This window comes from Bacillus cereus group sp. BfR-BA-01379 (assembly GCF_022663605.1).
GTDB lineage: Bacteria > Bacillota > Bacilli > Bacillales > Bacillaceae_G > Bacillus_A > Bacillus_A mobilis.
This window is the reverse complement of record NZ_JAKUFT010000005.1, coordinates 56,611-76,085: the sequence shown is the minus strand read 5'-3', so window position 1 is coordinate 76,085 and position 19,475 is coordinate 56,611. Positions and strand designations below refer to the sequence as shown.

Sequence of the window (19,475 nt, the reverse complement as noted above, 5' to 3'; positions counted from 1 at the left end):
AAACTAGCTCTTCTTTACTTTACGTATAATTGTTGATTTGGATAAATCTGATCTTGCTGCAGTCCATTTTTTTCTTTAACTTCCTTAACTGACATACTAAATTTCCGTGCAATACTAACCAAAGTGTCCCCTTTTTGGACGACATATAAGGATGAGGAAACGACTTCATTTCTCTGTTCATGTAAAACAAGTAATGGGTTCATCGCATTCTTTTTCGCCATCGTCCATCTTCCTTGATGAACTTCTAAATGTAAGTGTGCACCTCTCGATTCTCCTGTATTTCCTACTTCTCCAATTATTTCTCCTTTTGAAATATAATCCCCTTGAACTACATATCTCTTATTTAAATGTGCATACACGGCCTCATATTCTCCATGTTTAATAAATACAACGTTTCCATAACTACTTGAATAATAAGACTTTGTTACCTTACCTTCTTGAATAGCTGCCACAGGCGTACCAATCGGTGCCGCTATATCTATACCGTAGTGTTTTCCATGCCTTGTCCCAAAATAATCACTTATCTGCCCTTCAACAGGCCATGTCCATTGTTTTCCCTCTGCGTACACATGTAATTGAGATAAAAACAATACTGTCAATAACATGACGCCACATTTTAACACTTTCATATACATCCTCCGTTTTCTAATTAACACCATACCTTCTCTATTTTGGTATATTACAGAAAAAAGTATACCAAAAAAAGAAAGTGAATCACTCCACTTCCTTCTCTTTTTTATCACGAAAAACGATTGCACTGCGATTATACTCCACATCTTTTACTTGTAATCGAGCATTTATTACTCTAGCTACCGCAAACAAATAATCAGATAATCTATTTACATACTTTAGAACAACTTCATTTGTTTCCCCTTCTTTTTGCAAGGACACTATACAGCGTTCTGCTCGCCTTACAACTGTACGTGCCATATGAATAGCAGCTGCCGCTTCGCTTCCACCTGGTAAAATAAAACGCTCTAACGGCGGTGCTTCTTCTATATACAAATCAATCCTTCTTTCTAAACTTTCAACCATTTCAATCGTTACTTTATAAGGAATTTTCCCCTCTACTATCGCCAAGTCTCCCCCGCAATCAAATAGTTCATGTTGAATATTTTCAAGTTCATTGTAAATATCTCCGAAAGTCCCGCCTTGTAGCTTCGTCATTACATATCCAATATGAGAATTCGCCTCATCTATCGTGCCATATGCTTCCACTCTGATATTATCTTTATCCACTCTGCCGCCTATTACACTTGTTGTCCCTTTATCTCCTGTTTTCGTGTATAATTTCATCACTTTACGATACCCCTCTTATTATTCTTCATTCAACTAAGATAGAAAAAAAGTTCTACTATTATTTATTTAATTGATTTTACAAAAAAATAAAAAACAGTAGAACTTTATTCATTATCAACTTTAAAAACGCATATCTAAATTATACGATTCGGTAAATATACAGAGAATGTAGTTCCCTCTCCAACAACACTTGAAACAGCAATTTTGCCATCATGGCCTTGTACAATATTTTTTGCAATCGCAAGCCCGAGCCCTGTTCCAACTTTTTTTCCACGTGTTCTTGCTTTATCAGCTTTGTAGAAACGATCGAATAAAAATGGAATATCTTCTTCTGGAATGCCAGCACCCGAATCTTGTACTTCAAAAATAAGACCATTATTTTTCGTATCAATTACAAGCGTTACATGTCCACCTGCATTCGTATGACGAATTGCGTTATCAATTAAATTCGTCAATACTTGTTCCATACGATCTGCATCAAACGGGTATTGCTCAATTGGATTTTGGAAATCAACCGTTAATGCGACTTCTTTATCCTTTGCAATCCCTTGGAATTTACGACCTATTTTTTCAACGAAAGGATGAATATCAACTTCACCTATATGTAACTCTACATTACCACTTTCCATACGCGCTAAATCTAATAATTCATTTACAAGTTTACCTAAACGAACGGATTCATCATAAATGATTTGAACAAACTCATTAATTTCTTCTTTCGTTTGCACAATATCATCTAAAATCGCTTCACTATACCCTTGAAGCATGACCATCGGTGTACGGAGTTCATGTGATACGTTCGCAATAAAGTCTTGACGCATCTTCTCAAGACGGCGTTCTTCCGTCATATCACGTAATACAGCTACCGCCCCGCGAATTTTCGTTTGGTTGTAAAGCGGCGTCATAAGAACTACATAGTTCCCTTTTTGTAAGTTAATTTCAACCACTTGTTGTTGTTCACTTTCTACAACGAGATGGAATAGTTCAACAAGTTCAGAAGGTAGCTTTTTACTTAGTTCTACTTCTTTTTCTTCTTGCCAAACTTGTAAGAAATGTTCAGCCGGTGGATTGATTACAACAACTTCCCCTTCTTGATTTAACGTAATAACACCATCAGCCATACTACTCAAAATGCTAGTTAACTGCTCTTTTTCTTGCTGCAGAGCATTCATATTAAACTTCAACTGTTTTCCCATTTGATTTAAGGCTGTTGCAAGCTCACCAATCTCGTCCTGAGATACCATAGGAGCTTTCGCATCAAACTTCCCACGCGCCACCTCAAAAGCAACCTCACGCATTTTACGTAGCGGTGCTGTAATTCGAGTAGATAAGAAAAATGCAAAGAAAGTTGTTAAAACAATCGCAATCCCTGCTGATAAGAAAATAAAATCAGTCGTTCTCTCCATACCTTGTTGTGGAACTTGTAAAGATTCATATACAAACACAGCACTTTGATTTTTGGACTGCACTGGTTTCCCAACAATCATAATATCATTTTCAGTGTTTATATTTTTCCTACTATTAGAAGCTTTTCTAATATTATTCTTAATTTCCTTTTTATCTGTAAAAACAGCTGCTAACTCTTTATCATTTTTTAAATCATCTATTGTAAGAGTGACTAATCCTTCTTGCTTAGGAGAAGAAGAAATTTCCTTACCATCTTCTACAATAATAATTCTTGAGAGTTTATCAGAGAATTTGTAAGCAACATTCTCAATCGTTTTTACATCGGCACCCTCTTCAATTAATTGCGTAACACTTGTTGCAACTTTTTGAAGCTTATCTTGACTCATATCAACATAATATGTTCTAAAGTACTGTGAAAGTAAAATCGCAACAAATCCAAGTACAAACGAAACGAGAAGTAATATGGTCATCCATAACTTCCCTACTACACTTCTCCAAAGCATCAGTCGCTCACAACCTCAAACTTGTAACCTACACCCCAAACAGTAACAATCATCTTCGCAGCATCTGGTGATTTTTTGCTTAACTTCTCACGTAAACGCTTTACATGCGTATCAACTGTACGTAAATCTCCGAAGAATTCATATTGCCATACTTCTTTTAGCAATTGCTCACGATCAAATACTTTATCAGGCGCTTTTGCCAAGAATAATAGTAGTTCATACTCTTTCGGTGTTAAGTTCACTTCATTACCATCTGCTGTAACACGGTGTGCATCATTATCAATTGTTAAATGAGGGAACACAGTAACATCTTTTGTCGTTGTATCTTGTGTAAAGAATGTTGTTGGTACAGAACGGCGTAAGACCGCTTTCACACGAAGCACTACTTCACGTGGGCTAAATGGTTTCACAATATAATCATCAGTTCCTACCTCAAACCCTTGTACTCGATTTACCTCTTCACCTTTTGCTGTCAACATAATAATTGGCGTCGCTTTCTTCTCACGAACCCCTTTACAAACTTCAATACCATCTTTACCAGGCATCATAAGGTCTAATAGGATCAAATCGTAATCATTTTGTAACGCCATTTCTAAAGCTGTATCACCATTGTCTGCTTCTTCAATTGTGTATTGTTCTCTTTCTAAATACATTTTCAACAAACGACGAATACGATCCTCATCGTCTACAATTAAAATTCTTGATTCATTTTCCATTTCTACCCGTTGCGTATTTTTACCACAACGGTTTACACCTACCCTTCTACACTAGTATGTTGCGCTATTCTCGTTTATTTAAGCAATCTTCTAAATGTTTCACTTCCCATATTATGCTTCACAAGAATAATAAAGTTTGTTCAATTTTTTTCCAAAACTATGTATTTTTTTTGAACAGTATATAATGTCCTCGACATCATTTTACAAAATCAACCGCTACTTTGTCATGTTTTTCTCAAAAAAGAAGAAAAGTTGACAAAAATAAAATAGGAAAGTGACATTCACTCTCCTATTTTATTTCTCTATGCGTATGAATGTAAACCCGCGATAATTAAGTTTACTACAATAAAGTTAAACATAATGATTGCAAAACCAATTACCGCTAACCACGCTGACTTCTCTCCATGCCACCCTTTTGATAAACGTAAATGTAATACCGCCGCATAAAAGAGCCAAGTAATAAGCGCCCAAACTTCTTTTGGATCCCAGCCCCAAAAACGCGTCCACGCTATTTGTGCCCAAATCATCGCAAAAATTAATGCACCTAATGTGAAAACTGGGAATCCAATTGCAATAGATCGATATCCGATTTCATCTAGTAAATCACTATTCGTATTCTTCACTAACGGCTGAAGCGCCGCTGATACTCGTTTCCGTAAAACAAGTCTTAATACGATATAAAGTAACGCTCCTACTAACACAGACCAAATTACAGTATTTAATTTTTTCGCATTTACAATCGCTGGAACTTCAACTGTCGGTTCCAATTTATTTTCTGTCAATAACTTTCCTTCATGCGGTCCAACTAAAGCAGGAAGATTGTACTTCATCTCCACTTGTTGTTCATTTTTATCAATCCATTGAAACTTCGCTTCATATTTCATACTAGAAAATACCGTTGTTACTCCAATAAATCCAACTGTACAAACAAGTGTGAACACGACCGCTTCTAACCAAAATGTTCGTTTACTTCTCGTTGATTGATCTACATTCTTCAATAAATACATAACGCCCGTAATAAAACTAATTGCTAATATTGCTTGTCCTGCTGCTGCAGTTGTCACGTGAATATGTAACCAATTACTTTTTAAAGAAGGAATAAGCGGAGATATTTCCCGTGGAAACATACTTGCATAGGCAATTAATAAAAGTGCCACTGGTAATGCAAAGAGTCCGATTATACTGACGCGATACATAAAATACATGACAATAAATGCTCCGACAAGCATCATGCCGAAAAATGTACCGAATTCAAAAAAGTTACTAACTGGTGCATGTCCTGATGCAATCCATCTTGTAACAAAATATACCGTTTGCGCAATAAACCCTAAAATTGTAATCGTTATTCCTATATTTGCCCATTTATGACCTTTTTCTTTAATTGCTCCCCCGAAAAATAAAGTTGCAATTAAATATAAAATAAATGCGGTAAAGAGAAAGTTACTACTTATTTGCACCATATCGTTTCCCCACCTTAACTAGTTTTTTTATCTACTACTTTATCGCTTGGCTGCGGAATTGCTGTACCTTCTAGTACTCTTTCAATATCTTTCTTTAAACCGAACCAATTTTTATTCGTATGTCCTGCAATCCACCATTCATCATTAACGCGTTGTATCCAAATACGGCGATGATTCCAATACATCCCTTGAATGACACCAACCATAAATATAAATCCTCCAATACCGAGAATCCAAAGCGTTAAATCTTTCCTTACAGTAAGTGCTGTTGCATTTTGCATTTCCACACCTGCAAACGACATTTTATATTTGTTATTCCCATCAGGTTCTATATTTTGCTGAATACCAACAAAACTCACTTCACCATCTGGTGTTTCAGGCGTAAACATTTTAAACACAAATGCAGGGTTATTTGGTAATTTCGTTTTTGTATTTGGTCTTCCACTCTCATCAAAATAAAAATCAGGGAAATAGCTTAATAGTTCTAAAGAATAACCGTTTCCTAAATCATATTTTTCTGTAGGATTCGTTAAATCGACTTTAATCGGTCCCCACTTTTGATTATTTTCTTTGTTTTGCAAATGGAATGACATGCTTTTAAATTCACTTTCTTTGTAATCCACTTGATAAACAGCAAATTGATCAAATTTCATTGGCTCATTTACTCGAATTTCCGCTTCTTTTACTTTTTCTAATTTTGGTTTTTGTCCTGCTATATTTTCACCGACCGCTTTATACAATACAGCATTTGTTTGGAAGTTTTTCGCAATCATCTTATCGCCTACACGATCAATCGCTTCATCAAAAACTTCCTTGTCCTTACTTTTATCATAAACTTCCTTTATAAACTTCTCGTTTTTTAAATAGTATTGCCCATCCGTTCCAGGTATTTCTTTCGTTTCACCATCACGTAACCAAAGCGCTTCATCTACGTACATACTCGGTAAAAAACGGAGCATTGCACCGAATAAAAAGATAATGAGACCGATATGATTCACATATGGACCCCAGCGTGAAAACCGTCCCTTTTCAGCTAAAATGTTACCGTCTTCCACTTTCACATTATAGTTCGTTTTCTTTAAATTGATTTGAACTCTTTCCAAATCACCATCTTGCGGTGTACCAGTGCCGTACAATCTTTGTCTCTTTAAAAAGCTAGGGTGTCTTTTCACCCCTTGCTTCTTTAAAGCTTTATAAAGTGGAATGACACGATCTAAGCTACATATCACAAGTGAAATACCAATTGAAGCAATTAAAATCATATACCACCATGAACCGTATAAATTATTAAATCCTAATTGATAGTATAATTGCCCTAAAAATCCATATTCTTGCTTATAGTATTCAGCGGGTGCAATCCCTGGAGTTATGTACATTTCTTGTGGAAAAATAGTTCCTATCGCTGATGCAGCTAAAGTGATTACAATGAGCCATACACCCACTTTTACAGAAGAGAAAAAGCTCCAAATTTTATCGACTATCGTTTTTGTTTGCGTCAGAGATCTCCGAGCACTCCCCTCATAGCGCATATCCAATAGTTTTATATTTTCATTGCTTTCAAATGGTTTCCCACATGCTTCACAAAAAACAGTTCCTATCGGATTAACGTGTCCACATTCACATTTAATTTCTTTCAACACTCTCACCACCCCTGTATCTATATGTACTATTGTATATTCTAACCTCGAGTTACCGCAATACTCAGAATTTTTAAACCAGAGGCGCTATAGGTAAGCACCTCTTATGTAAAGGCTTTCTTTATTACGGAGTAATTTTCTTTAAATATCCTTCTAACTGTTCTTTCGTTTGTTCACCTATAATTTTCTCCACTACTTTTCCATCTTTATCAATCAAGAAGCTTGTCGGTAATGGCCCTACGCTATATGTCCCTATGATTTTTGTTCCTTTATCAATAGCGACTGGGAATTTCAAATCATATTGTTTCACAAAATTCTTAACAGCAATTTCTGTTTCATCTGCATCTAACGCAATAATTTCAACGCCTTTTTCTTTATACTTTGGATATAATTCATTCATATAAGGCATTTCTTTCTCGCAAGGTTTACACCAAGTGCCCCAAAAGTTTAAAAATACACCTTTTCCCTTTAAATCTTTTAGTTCAATTTTCTTTCCTTCTAAATCTGTCACAACAAAGTTAGGTGCTTCTTTTCCGATTTGCATTTTCTCCTTATCAGCAAAGAACCCTTGATAAAGGGTAAATCCTACAGCACCGCTTAAAATGAGCAGAATAATAACGCGAAATAATAAGCGATTTTTCTTCATATTGTCTCCCCTCTCTTCGACGAGTGATAAATATATGTATGTTTTAATAAATCACCAGCGGAGCATTCCACTGGTGAAAGTTTCACACTATCGATTAGCGCGGCTTTGTAGAAGCCAATGCACGTAATTGTTTCACCTCATGTGGTGACAATTCTCTCGCATCACCAGGGCGCAAGCTACCCACTTCTAAAAAGGCGTAGCGTTCACGCTTTAGTTTCACTACTTTACAATCTAGCGCTTCAAACATGCGACGTACTTGACGATTACGTCCTTCATGAATCGTTAATTGTACAATCGCAGTCTCTTTACGCTTGTCCCAAGAAATAATTTTCACTTGTGCTGGTGCTGTTTTTCCATCTTCTAATGCAACACCTCGTTCTAACATGCGAATTTTCTCACCTGTTAATGGCCCTTTAATTTTTGCAACGTACGTTTTTTCAACTTTATATCTCGGATGCATTAATACATTTGCAAATTCCCCATCATTTGTCATTAATAATACGCCAGACGTATCATAATCTAAGCGGCCGATTGGGAATAAACGTTGTCTAATTTCAGGGAAAAAGTCTGTTACAACACTTCTTCCTTTATCATCTGATACACTTGAAATTACGCCAGTTGGTTTATATAGTAAAAAATAAACAGGTTCTTCTTTTTCAAGAGGGATGTTATTTACTTCTACTTTATCTTGAGGAGTGACTTTCGTTCCTAACTCCTTCACTATTTTTCCGTTAACTTTCACTTTTCCTTGCTGAATTAATTCCTCAGCCTTTCTTCTCGATGCAATACCTGCTTGTGCAATCACTTTTTGTAATCGTTCCATTTCTTTTTTTCACCTCGAATTTATCTTACCTTACATTAGAAAGACTTGGCAACCGCATACACTTGACGGCTTTTCGCTTCATCTTACTTAAACAACATAGCGATGATAATAAACATATAAAGGGCAAATCATGTTTTTACCTTTTATTATTGTCCATATTCTTCATATTGCTCACAATAAAAGTTCATCATTTTGTCAAAAACACCGCATAAAAAAACCACTATTAAGCAACACCTTAATAGTGGTCGTATACGTATTATAAGCGAAATAGCATAAAAAATGAATAGCCTTACTTAAACATTAAAGAAACAAACACAATTGAACATATAATTCCGATTAAATCGGCAAAAAGTCCTACTTTTAATGCATCTCCCATTTTTCTAATTCCAACAGCTCCGAAGTATACTGTTAAAATATAAAAAGTCGTATCTGTACTCCCTTGCATCGTAGAAGCCAATCTTCCAATAAACGAGTCTGGCCCATATGTGGCAATTAAATCGGTCGTAATACTTAAACCAGCAGAGCCCGAAATAGGGCGTATAAGTGCTAGTGGAACAATTTCTGCTGGGACATGAATTAAATCTAACATCGGCTTCATTATTGATATCATTGCATCTAATGCACCTGAAGCTCGAAATATTGAAATAGATACAAGCATCCCAACCATAAACGGTAAAATGGAGATTGCAATTTGAATTCCTTCTTTTCCTCCCTCAACGAACGATTCATACGTTGGTACTTTCTTTATCGTGCCATATAAAAGGATAAAACCAATTACACAAGGGATTACCCATAACGATATCGTATTGACAATACTCATTTCTTCCGCCCCTTCCTACTCCTTCTTCGGTAAAAATAGCGGTCAATCCAAATCGCTCCAATCATAGAGAGTACTTGTGCAATGAATGTTACCCCTACAATTTCAGTAGGATTCGCTGATTCATACGTCATTCGAATCGAAATGACAGTAGTAGGAATTAAAGTAATCGCTGATGTATTTAACGCGAGAAACGTTACCATAGAACGGCTCGCCGAATCCTTCCCTCCATTTAATTCTTTCAATTGTTCCATCGCTTTAATACCAAGAGGGGTCGCTGCATTCCCTAATCCAAAAAAGTTTGCCATCATATTCGATAAAATAAATCCCATTGACGGATGATCTTTCGGTATTTCTGGAAATAATCTTTTTACGATCGGCATAAAAAGTGTCACTAACTTTTTTAACAACCCTGCTTCCTCTGCAATTTTCATTAAACCAAGCCAAAATACTAAAACACTAATGAGTCCTATACAAATTGTTACGGCGTCTTTTGCTCCGTCAAATACAGCTTTATTTATTGCTTCCATCGTTCCATTTATCATGGCATATACGATCCCTATGACTGCCATCGCTACCCATACGAGATTAACCATCGCTCCCAACACCTATCATATGAGAAAAAATTTCTTTCACATTATTCCAGTACATTCCCGTTGTAGCTACTAACTTTCGTTTACTATAAAATAAATTCCGTTCTCCAACTTTCTCATTGCCAACATAAATTTCTGTCTTCCCAACCTTTACGCCGTCCTTAAGTTTTGCACTTTTATCGAGTTCAACTTTTAATACGACATCCTTTCTTTCTTGCTCAGTTAATGGCAACGCAAAACTATTTTTCGTATAAACATGATTGGCATATTTCTTTTCAGTTATTTCAGTAAGAGCTCCTTGTCCTACAACATTCGTTTGCTTGAAACGTTCAAAACCTTTATCAAATAAATTCATATGGTCATCCCAATCGCTAGAAGCGCTCAAAGTTACGACAATTAGATCTAGTCCATCTTTTGATGCTGTTGTAACAAGCGTCCGTCCTGCTTTCTTCGTAAAACCTGTTTTTCCTCCTGTCGCAAATTCATAATAAGACGTCACGAGTTTATGTTTGTTTTTCCACGGATAATCCCACGAATCTGATTTATACGTTTTTGTCCCAAAAATCTTCTTAAAGGTTTCATTCCCCATTGCATACTTCGTTAAAAGTGCCATATCATAAGCCGACGAATAATGGGATCCATCTCCATCCAAACCATGTGGGTTTGAAAAGTGAGTATCTTTCATGCCAATTTGTTTCGCCTTTTCATTCATTAAATATACGAACCCGTCTATACTCCCTCCTACATTTTCAGCAATTACTTGTGCTGCATCATTACCAGATCTAAGCATGAGTCCGTATACTAAATCCTCTAACTTCACTTTCTGTCCAGGTTTTAAATAAATTGCTGAGCCTTCCACTCTCACCGCTTCATTACTAACCGGTACCATTTCTTTCATTTTTCCTGATTCAGCAGCTAACAAGGCAGTCATAATTTTTGTTATACTAGCAATTTTTTGCGACTCATGTTCTGCTTTTCCGTATAATACACGACCTGACTGTTGTTCCATTAATACAGCATTTCGAGCACTGACATTACTGTTCATCTTTGCATATGTAGGAATTGGCATAACGCTTGCATACATAATAAGAAGCGTGATTATTACACAAATTCGTCTCATATTTCCCCCCACGTCCTTTTGGCACTTTTTGTACAAGTGTATGCTTGGCCTTTTAAAATATGAACGAAATCTCCTTCTCCTTCCAATAAAAAAGACGCAGAAAACCTGCGTCTAATACGGTGTCCATTCAATTTGTTTCGCACTTTCAAATCTTTTTTCGACATCAGGCCAATTTACAACATTCCACCAGTTTTTAATATATTCATCTTTTCGATTTTGGTATTGTAAATAATACGCATGTTCCCACACGTCTAGTACGAGGAGCGGTATCGTATCCCATTGTGTAAATAATTGATGAAGTGTACTCTGTAAAATTTCTAATCTTCCAGATCGTGGCACCCATACGAGAATCGCCCATCCTGATCCTTCCACTTTAGAAGCTGCTTCTGTGAAATGTTTTTGAAAACGTAAAAAACTCCCAAAATCTTGTTCGATCTGTTGTGAAAGAGCCCCTCTTGGACTTCCGCCACCATCTTTTTTCATGTTATTCCAAAATATCGTGTGTAAGTAATGACCTGATCCATGAAAAGCGGCTTCTCTTTCCCAATGCTTAATTAAATCAAATTGATTCGTTTTTCTCGCTTCTTCCATCATCTTCTCTGCCTTATTTAATCCTTCCACGTAACTGCGATGATGTTTATCATGGTGTAACATCATAATTTCTCTAGAAATATAAGGTTCTAACGCATTATACGGATAAGGTAATGGTGGAAGTGTATGCCCTCCAATTGGAACAGCTCGTTCACTATCCCCTCTTTCATATAGTTCATATTCCTCTTCTCCTTGCACGAATACTTCCTGCAAATGATGCTGAATATGTTCTACATCATCACTTATTTCATACATAAATTCTGCATCTGTATCATACTCATGCTCTTTCATACGATCTAATAACGTTTGAATTTTATAAGCAAGCATATGGACATCGTACACTTCCATTGCACGGCTATCTAATACGTGAAGAACACTTTCACACCAGCTTTCTACTTCATGAAAGTAATCTGTAAATACACCTTGCTGACTCATGTTACACCTCCTTAATGCTATCCCCCTAAATATATTCAAAGGAAATCCCTTATATAACTTTACAAAAGGAAAAGAAGCTAAGTCCTCTTAGCTTCTTTTTCGCAATTAATATTTGTGTAACATCTTTGTTTGGTAATCCGTCTCATAATATTCTAGTTCTTCACGCATCAATTGAAATTTACCTTCTAAACTCTTCATCACTTGCTCTATAGACGCTGGTGGCGTTTGCTGAAAAACGATAGAATTTTTTCCCGTATAGGCGGACCGACTATTTTCATACCAATGATCACTCTTTGGTGAGAAAAACTCTGCAATTACTTGATGATAAATTTTATATAAAATTTTTTCTGCTGCTGTTTTTCGAAATGGTTGGCTATTTAACAAAACAAAACATGCATCATGTCCTTCTTCACAAAAGACAAGAAGACGTCTCATTGATGCTAATAACCCTTTATAATATTGCTCGTTCCCTGCTGGTGTTTCTTCTAATAAAGAAGGTAACGTATGATAATTTACATAATTGGTTATCAATGTAATAACATCTTCTAAAAACATAGAAACTTGTTCTGTTTGATTTTCAACCATCAGATTAGACATTTTTTCCCTCTCCTTTGCCATTTCACGCTATTTCTACTCTTTTATTTTTATGTAATTCAGCCAATATTTCTTGTACTTTCACCACTGTGCCCTCATCAAAATATTGTTGGAATTCTTCTATATTATTTACATACAAACGTTTTTGCATGCGATGCTCATTCTCTTTCAGTAAACAACATATCGCTACAATATCCCGTAAATATATGTCTTGTTCTTCTACTTTATATACTGGATTTCCTTCAAAAGGAGTAATTTCTTGTAAAACTTCTTCAAAATATCGAACGTATAAAACAGAAAAAGTTCTCTCTTTATTATCTAATATATATGTCACTTCAGATCTATTAAAGAAATCTTCTGATGTATTAGGCTTTGCTTTCTCTAACTCATATCCCGCATAACCTATTATAATCATCTACTTCCCCTCTCTTCCTTCTTTCAATTCATTTTAACTTAATTTTCTGACAAACGAAATACTCTTTTAAATATAACCCTTATAAAAAATAGCTTCCCTATACAGGAATTTACCTTTTTATTTTTCTTGAAGTTTGTCATAATAATATTATTGTCTCAGTTTTCTTATACAAGGAGAGTTGTATTTATGTCGTTTTCATGGAAACGTTTCTTACAAATCGGGAAATTTATCTTCCCATTTGTTGTATTAACAATTGTATTCTTTCAAGCAAAAAAAGAATTAGCAGGCATTTCTTTTTTAGAAGCAATCAATTCAATTAAAAACATTCCAACCGGCGGAGTCTTTTTAGCAATTACACTTGGTGCATTTGCTGTATCAACAATGTTCTTTTATGACTATGTTATGCTTCGTTATTTAAAAGCTGATATACCAGTTCAAAAGATTTTCCGTATCTCATGGATTGCTAATACTTTAAATGGATTTATTGGGTTTGGTGGTCTCGTTGGGGCTGGTGTACGCACAATGCTTTATCGTCCATACATAAAAGAAAATGGCAAGCTTATTAAAAGTATCGCCTGGATGACAACTGCTTTTATTAACGGATTAGCCATTCTTTCATTCCTCGGTCTTATTGGAATATTAGACACAAGTTTTATTTTGCATGAAAAACCGTGGCTATGGCCTGTTCTTATCTTTTTCGCTCTTTTCGTCCCTATATATATTGGCTTTTCTAAACTTAAAAATAGAAAAACAAACCAAATCGAAGGACAAGAAGAAGCAGAAGAGAAAAACCCAACTGTTTTATACTCATTAGTTTCATTAGTCGAGTGGGTATCTGCTGGTATTGTTATGTACGTCATATTAATATTATTTGGCATTGATATCGAATTTCAAAAGTTTTTAGGTGTGTATGTAATTGCTGCTTTAGCTGGCGTTGTGAGTCTTGTGCCTGGTGGCCTTGGTTCATTTGATCTTGTCTTTTTAACTGGACTCGGACAGTATGGCATTGATACAGGCGTACTACTACCTGCTATGTTATTATATCGCCTCGTCTATTACATTTTACCTTTCTGCCTTGGTCTTATTTTTGCAGCTTTTGAAATGACAGGCGTGGCCATTAAAAAGTTTGAAGATAAACCTTTTATTGCGCCTGCATTAGAAACAACTGGTGTTATATGGACTTTGCAGCGTGATTTTCTAGGAAAATTAGGTTCATGGGCATCTGCTGCCTTAACAGTATTTGCTGGACTAATGGTTATTTTATCGACCATTCTACCAACGAGTATAAACAGAGCACACGCCTTACATATTCTAGCTCCAAAACCTCTTATTCAATTTTCTTTTAGCCTATCACTAACATTTGGTATTCTCCTGCTAATCCTTTCACGAGGCATATATTATGGAACAAAACGTTCTTACTATATGACGATTATTTCTTTAATCGGAGCAGCAATCTTTAATACGCTAAAAGGAATTGATATTGAAGAAACGTTTATTTTATTAATCGTACTCGCTGTATTATATATGCTTCGTAAAAGATTTGTACGCGAGAAAATGGAAGTCTCACTTTCTGATATGGTAAAAGTTTTTATATTCCTACTTATAACTTTATATTTATATAAAAACTTAGGTGTTTTATTTGCAGGTGCAAAAGAAGCCTTTAAACCTGATTTTGTCGTTCGTAATATTACACAAGTGAAACGAAGTGCATTAGCAGCTGCCTTTTTCGTTCCTACTTTTTTACTGATTGGCTCACTCATTGCCAACCGTTATCGAAATGAATTTCCCGGGCAACCAGCGAATGATAAAAGATTGCAAAACTTCTTAGATGAACATAATGGAAATGTACTTAGTCATTTGGGATTTTTAGGGGATAAACAATTCTTCTTCAGTAGTGATGGGAAAGCGCTCCTTCTCTTCTCTATAACGGGAAAACGTCTTGTTGTGCTAGGTGATCCAATTGGGGATCCTTCCTCCTATCGTACTGTGTTACAAGAATTTTTAGCTGAGGCTGATCGATTTGGATACATTTGTGTATTCTACCAAATCGAAAGTAAATGGATGAGTTTATATCATGATTTTGGTTATAACTTCTTTAAGCTTGGTGAAGAAGCTGTCGTTGATTTAAACACATTTACAATAACAGGAAAAAAACGTGCCGGTATGCGAGCGACCTTCAACCGTTTTGAAAGAGAAGGCTATACATTCTCTATTCACCAGCCACCATTCTCAGATGAACTTTATGAAGAGTTAAAAAAAGTTTCAGAGGCATGGCTCGGCGGTAAAAAAGAGAAAGGCTTTTCACTCGGATACTTTGATCGTGAATATATTAGCCGAGCACCTATCGCTACATTATCTGATGCGGATGGAAAAATCATCGCATTTACAACCTTTATGCCGGTATATCAAGACGGATCATTGTCTGTTGATTTAATGCGCTATTATCCAGATGCACCTAGCGGCATTATGGATGCAATTTTCATTCACCTATTCCAGTGGGCCAAAGAAAATGAATACCATTCCTTTAATATTGGTATGGCACCACTTTCAAATGTAGGTTTATCAACACAATCTTTCTGGTCTGAACGGGTTGCTGCTGCCATCTTTAATAATGTTCGTTATACGTATAGTTTCAGCGGACTACGTCATTTTAAAGAAAAATATAAACCAGCATGGAGTGGTAAATATTTAGCATTTAGAAAGAATCATTCTTTACCAATTACAATGCTCTCTGTAACAAAATTAATAGGAAAACGAAAAAACAGCTAAACATTTAGCTGTTTTTTCGTTTTTGAACTTGTACAATAAATTCTTTTTCATATTTCTTACCATTTATATAGAAATCTCCCCATATTTTATACGTTCCTTCTACAGGAAATGTAATACGATATTGTAATTGCTCGTCTGTATCAACAGGTATTGCATATAAAAAGTTTTCTCTCGTTTCGTCCACGATATAGAGTGCCTCTACTTCTCCTCTCTCGGAATGTAATTTCAATTTTTCACCCTTTTTCGCTTGGAATTGAAATGTTAACGTCGCTGGTTCATTCGGATGCAAGGCACCAAATAATAGAGAAACTTCATACTCCCCTATTTTTTTTGTAAGCACACTATCGATTGGAAATTTTACTTTTTTCTTATTTTTCTCCTCTATTTCTCTCCCAAAATCTTTCTTCGCAAATGATTCCACAGACTTATTTTTGTCTTCATATAAAAATATTGTATATCCTTCATCTTTCGCTATTCTGGAAGAAACTTTATATGATCCATTCCCTGCAAATGTAGGTTTCATTTGTTGTACATGTTTTAATTGTCCATCTACAATAACTGCCCGAATTTGATCATTCACACCACGAACTTCGTTATTTTTATTATTTAGTAATTGAAACGAAATATCTGCTTTCTCATTTCCTTTTCCATTTGACACATCCCATTTTACTTCCTGAACATCACCTACAGTCTCTGTAGTTTCCTGATACTTCTTTATGTAAAATCCGCCTACTACAATAAAAAGCAAAGCAACAAGTCCAATGACAAGATTTTTCAAAACATCACCTACCATTTTTATTGTCTCTGTTCATACAAAACTTCTTACATATATATTCTAGATTATGATTTATGAAATCCTCCTGCTTTGCACATATTACAAATAATTAAAAGATTTTAATTAAAAGGATTGATAGTGTATAATGCAAATGATATTGATTTCTATCAATACATTATAAGGAGGACTTTTCATGAGTGTACATATTGAAGCAAAACAAGGCGAAATTGCTGAATCTATTCTATTACCTGGTGATCCATTACGTGCAAAATATATCGCTGAAACATTTCTAGAGGACGTTACTTGCTATAATAACGTTCGTGGTATGTTAGGTTTCACTGGAACTTATAAAGGAAAACGCGTATCTGTTCAAGGTACAGGTATGGGTGTTCCTTCTATTTCTATTTATGTAAACGAATTAATCCAAAGCTACGGAGTTAAAAATTTAATTCGCGTTGGAACTTGCGGTGCGATTCAAAAAGACGTAAAAGTACGTGACGTTATTATTGCAATGACAGCTTGTACGGATTCTAATATGAACCGTTTAACATTCCCAGGTTTTGATTTTGCACCAGCTGCAAACTTTGACCTTTTAAAGAAAGCTTACGATGCTGGAACTGAAAAAGGCTTACAGATTCGTGTTGGTAACGTTTTAACAGCAGATGTATTTTACCGCGAAAGCATGGACATGGTTAAAAAGCTTGGAGATTATGGTGTACTGGCAGTAGAAATGGAAACAACTGCTCTTTACACATTAGCAGCGAAATACGGTGTAAATGCGTTATCTGTATTAACAGTAAGTGACCACATCTTCACTGGTGAAGAAACAACATCTGAAGAGCGTCAAACTACATTTAACGAAATGATTGAAATCGCTTTAGATGCAGCAATTCAACAATAATACATTAAAGAACTCGTCATACGTCTGTCGAGTTCTTTTTATGTGACCTTTTATAAAAAACTACTTTCGGAAGAGACAGATTTTCTCCTCTACTTTTTGGCAACGTTTGTTATAATAAAGAAATCATTTACAGTATTTCTCACAAGAGGTGACGCAGTGAAAAACAGAAGTATCGTCTTTAAATTATTTTTATTAACATCAACATTATTTACAATCATATTCCTCCTTTTTTTTCTAGGACAATCTCTATTTTTAGAGAAATTTTATATTAATAAAAAGGTAAAAACCGTTCAAACTGCTTTCGAGAAGTTCGTAGATAATTACGAAAAAAGTGGTAAAACTTATGAAGAAATTCGAAAACTAAAACAAGAATTTCATGATAAAACAAATGCTGAAATGCAGTTTTTAAATGCGAACGGCATTATTAAAAGCGACAATAATTTTTACATTGATGTAATTAACCCTAAAAATAATAAAGCATATTCCATTCCACTCAATAATCTTTTAACGCCCGAAGAATATAATAAATTTGAAAACTTAGGATTGAAAAAAGATGGAGTGATAAACGTCGTCGGTTTTGTACAAGATTCCACCATAACACCAATAGAATTGACCACAAACTATAATCGATGGCAAAACGAATATATCAACTCAGATTTTCAATCCATTAATGGCAACCCTGCTAAAAATAGACTTACAAGTCGATCCAAAACTGTAACTCAAATTGAGTTTACTGGTATTGTATCTAAGTTACAGCTTCCATCCAAAGCTGATGTTCGTCTTGCAAATGATCTTGAAACATTACAAGCCGTTCAATATTTTGCAGAAATTATTAGAGATGGCACTACTAGCCCACAGCAATTGAGCCATTTCCTACTAGATAGCGGAGAAAATATAAAGAATAGTATCTTTGTAAAACCTATTATGGAAAATGGAAAGATTACAGAATACGCTTTTGCCGTAGCATCCTTGCAACCTGTTAATGAAGCAATGCTCGTTTTAAAGGATTATTATGTCTATGCCTTAATCATCGTATTTCTCGTAATTATTTTGTTATCCTTCTACTACTCAAAAATCATTGTGAAACCATTAATTAAAATGAATCGTGTTACAAAAAAAATGGCCAATTTTGATTTTAGCGAGAAATTACCTGTGACAGCAGACGATGAAATTGGTGGGCTTTCCGGCAGTATTAATACGTTATCTGTAAATTTAAAAGACCGAATCGATCGATTAAATGTTGCCAATACAAAATTACAACAAGATATTGAACGTGAACGTCAATTAGAGAAAACGCGAAAAGAATTCATTTCTGGTGTATCACACGAATTAAAAACACCACTCAGTGTAATTAGAAGTTTCGCAGAAGGAATTAAAGATGGCGTTAGTAAAGATACGACGTATTACACAGACGTTATCTTAGAAGAAACCGAAAACATGAACAGACTTATTGTTGAAATGTTAGAGTTAGCAAAATTAGAATCAGGTACGTACAAACTAGATATGACGACATTCTCAATCGGTGAATTAATTCAACAAGTCTATACAAAGTTATTATTTAGCATGGAAGAAAAGCATTTACAAGTGAACATAGATGTAGACTCTTCTATATTTGTGAAAGCGAATCGTAGTCGTATTGAGCAAGTGGTTGTAAACTTACTTAGCAATGCAATTCGCTATACGCCAGATGGAGAAAAAATACAAGTCTCTGTTATAGCAATGGAAGATACAGTAAAAGTCGAAATCGAAAACACAGGAAACCCTATCCCAGAAGACAGTCTTGAAAAAATTTGGGATCGTTTCTACCGTTTAGATGCATCTCGTAGCCGTCATACTGGTGGTACTGGTCTCGGATTATCTATTGTAAAAAACATTTTAGACCTCCACCATGCCGAGTACGGTGTATATAACACGAATAATAGTGTTGTATTCTACTTTAATTTACAAAAAGTAAAAGAAGTCAAATAATTTGTC

Annotated in this window: 18 protein-coding genes; 3 read left to right on the top strand and 15 right to left on the bottom strand. The window is 35.3% G+C overall.

Going from position 1 to position 19,475, the window contains the following annotated elements; all coding sequences use genetic code 11:
- Positions 1-14: 14 nt before the first annotated feature.
- From MR113_RS03460 to MR113_RS03395, 14 genes are all read right to left on the bottom strand, one after another.
- Complete coding sequence (locus MR113_RS03460; protein ID WP_242251053.1) at positions 15-629, bottom strand: peptidoglycan DD-metalloendopeptidase family protein; 615 nt, start codon at positions 627-629, stop codon at positions 15-17.
- 85 nt (positions 630-714) lie between these two features.
- Complete coding sequence (locus tag MR113_RS03455; protein WP_242251138.1) at positions 715-1,296, bottom strand: cob(I)yrinic acid a,c-diamide adenosyltransferase; 582 nt, start codon at positions 1,294-1,296, stop codon at positions 715-717.
- 137 nt (positions 1,297-1,433) lie between these two features.
- Entirely contained in the window at positions 1,434-3,209 is a 1,776-nt protein-coding gene (gene resE, locus MR113_RS03450) for a sensor histidine kinase ResE (protein ID WP_242251051.1), read from the bottom strand.
- Complete coding sequence (gene resD, locus MR113_RS03445) at positions 3,209-3,925, bottom strand: DNA-binding response regulator ResD (RefSeq protein WP_098343591.1); 717 nt, start codon at positions 3,923-3,925, stop codon at positions 3,209-3,211. Before resD ends, resE begins: the two co-directional genes overlap by 1 nt.
- Positions 3,926-4,227: 302 nt before the next feature.
- A complete protein-coding gene (gene resC, locus MR113_RS03440) occupies positions 4,228-5,385 on the bottom strand; it encodes a cytochrome c biogenesis protein ResC (RefSeq protein WP_242251039.1) in 1,158 nt (385 codons plus the stop codon).
- Positions 5,386-5,399: 14 nt separating this feature from the next.
- Positions 5,400-7,025, bottom strand: a complete 1,626-nt coding sequence (resB, locus tag MR113_RS03435) for a cytochrome c biogenesis protein ResB (protein ID WP_242251037.1) — start codon at positions 7,023-7,025, stop codon at positions 5,400-5,402.
- Positions 7,026-7,146: 121 nt separating this feature from the next.
- Positions 7,147-7,668 (bottom strand): thiol-disulfide oxidoreductase ResA, encoded by a 522-nt coding sequence (gene resA / locus MR113_RS03430; RefSeq protein ID WP_001978271.1) that lies wholly within the window; start codon positions 7,666-7,668, stop codon positions 7,147-7,149.
- 94 nt (positions 7,669-7,762) lie between these two features.
- The gene (gene rluB / locus MR113_RS03425; protein ID WP_000440552.1) at positions 7,763-8,491 is read right to left on the bottom strand and encodes a 23S rRNA pseudouridine(2605) synthase RluB; all 729 of its coding nucleotides are present in this window, start codon (positions 8,489-8,491) and stop codon (positions 7,763-7,765) included.
- Positions 8,492-8,780: 289 nt separating this feature from the next.
- Positions 8,781-9,311 (bottom strand): spore maturation protein, encoded by a 531-nt coding sequence (gene spmB / locus MR113_RS03420; protein ID WP_242251035.1) that lies wholly within the window; start codon positions 9,309-9,311, stop codon positions 8,781-8,783.
- On the bottom strand, positions 9,308-9,904 hold the full coding sequence (gene spmA / locus MR113_RS03415) for a spore maturation protein SpmA (protein ID WP_046955232.1): 597 nt from the start codon (positions 9,902-9,904) through the stop codon (positions 9,308-9,310). Before spmA ends, spmB begins: the two co-directional genes overlap by 4 nt.
- On the bottom strand, positions 9,897-11,021 hold the full coding sequence (locus MR113_RS03410) for a D-alanyl-D-alanine carboxypeptidase family protein (protein WP_242251034.1): 1,125 nt from the start codon (positions 11,019-11,021) through the stop codon (positions 9,897-9,899). The genes spmA and MR113_RS03410 overlap by 8 nt, the downstream gene beginning before the upstream one ends.
- Positions 11,022-11,132: 111 nt before the next feature.
- On the bottom strand, positions 11,133-12,047 hold the full coding sequence (locus tag MR113_RS03405; protein ID WP_000082672.1) for a superoxide dismutase: 915 nt from the start codon (positions 12,045-12,047) through the stop codon (positions 11,133-11,135).
- Positions 12,048-12,152: 105 nt separating this feature from the next.
- Positions 12,153-12,644 (bottom strand): YpuI family protein, encoded by a 492-nt coding sequence (locus MR113_RS03400; protein ID WP_016133998.1) that lies wholly within the window; start codon positions 12,642-12,644, stop codon positions 12,153-12,155.
- 22 nt (positions 12,645-12,666) lie between these two features.
- Positions 12,667-13,056, bottom strand: coding sequence for a hypothetical protein (locus MR113_RS03395; protein WP_242251032.1), 390 nt, complete (start codon positions 13,054-13,056; stop codon positions 12,667-12,669).
- A 186-nt stretch (positions 13,057-13,242) separates the two neighbouring features.
- Between MR113_RS03395 and mprF the strand changes: the two genes are divergently transcribed.
- Positions 13,243-15,825 carry a bifunctional lysylphosphatidylglycerol flippase/synthetase MprF gene (gene mprF, locus MR113_RS03390; protein WP_242251030.1) on the top strand — a complete coding sequence of 861 codons (2,583 nt, stop codon included), beginning with the start codon at positions 13,243-13,245 and terminating at the stop codon, positions 15,823-15,825.
- Between the two features lie 4 nt (positions 15,826-15,829).
- Here mprF and MR113_RS03385 read toward each other — a convergent pair whose 3' ends face one another.
- Positions 15,830-16,618, bottom strand: a complete 789-nt coding sequence (locus MR113_RS03385) for a thioredoxin domain-containing protein (protein ID WP_242251029.1) — start codon at positions 16,616-16,618, stop codon at positions 15,830-15,832.
- Positions 16,619-16,793: 175 nt separating this feature from the next.
- Between MR113_RS03385 and deoD the strand changes: the two genes are divergently transcribed.
- Both deoD and MR113_RS03375 read left to right on the top strand, forming a co-directional pair.
- Positions 16,794-17,501, top strand: coding sequence for a purine-nucleoside phosphorylase (gene deoD, locus MR113_RS03380; RefSeq protein WP_242251025.1), 708 nt, complete (start codon positions 16,794-16,796; stop codon positions 17,499-17,501).
- A gap of 156 nt (positions 17,502-17,657) precedes the next feature.
- Positions 17,658-19,469: a sensor histidine kinase gene (locus tag MR113_RS03375; protein WP_242251015.1), complete on the top strand. Its 1,812-nt coding sequence runs from the start codon at positions 17,658-17,660 to the stop codon at positions 19,467-19,469.
- Positions 19,470-19,475: the final 6 nt, after the last annotated feature.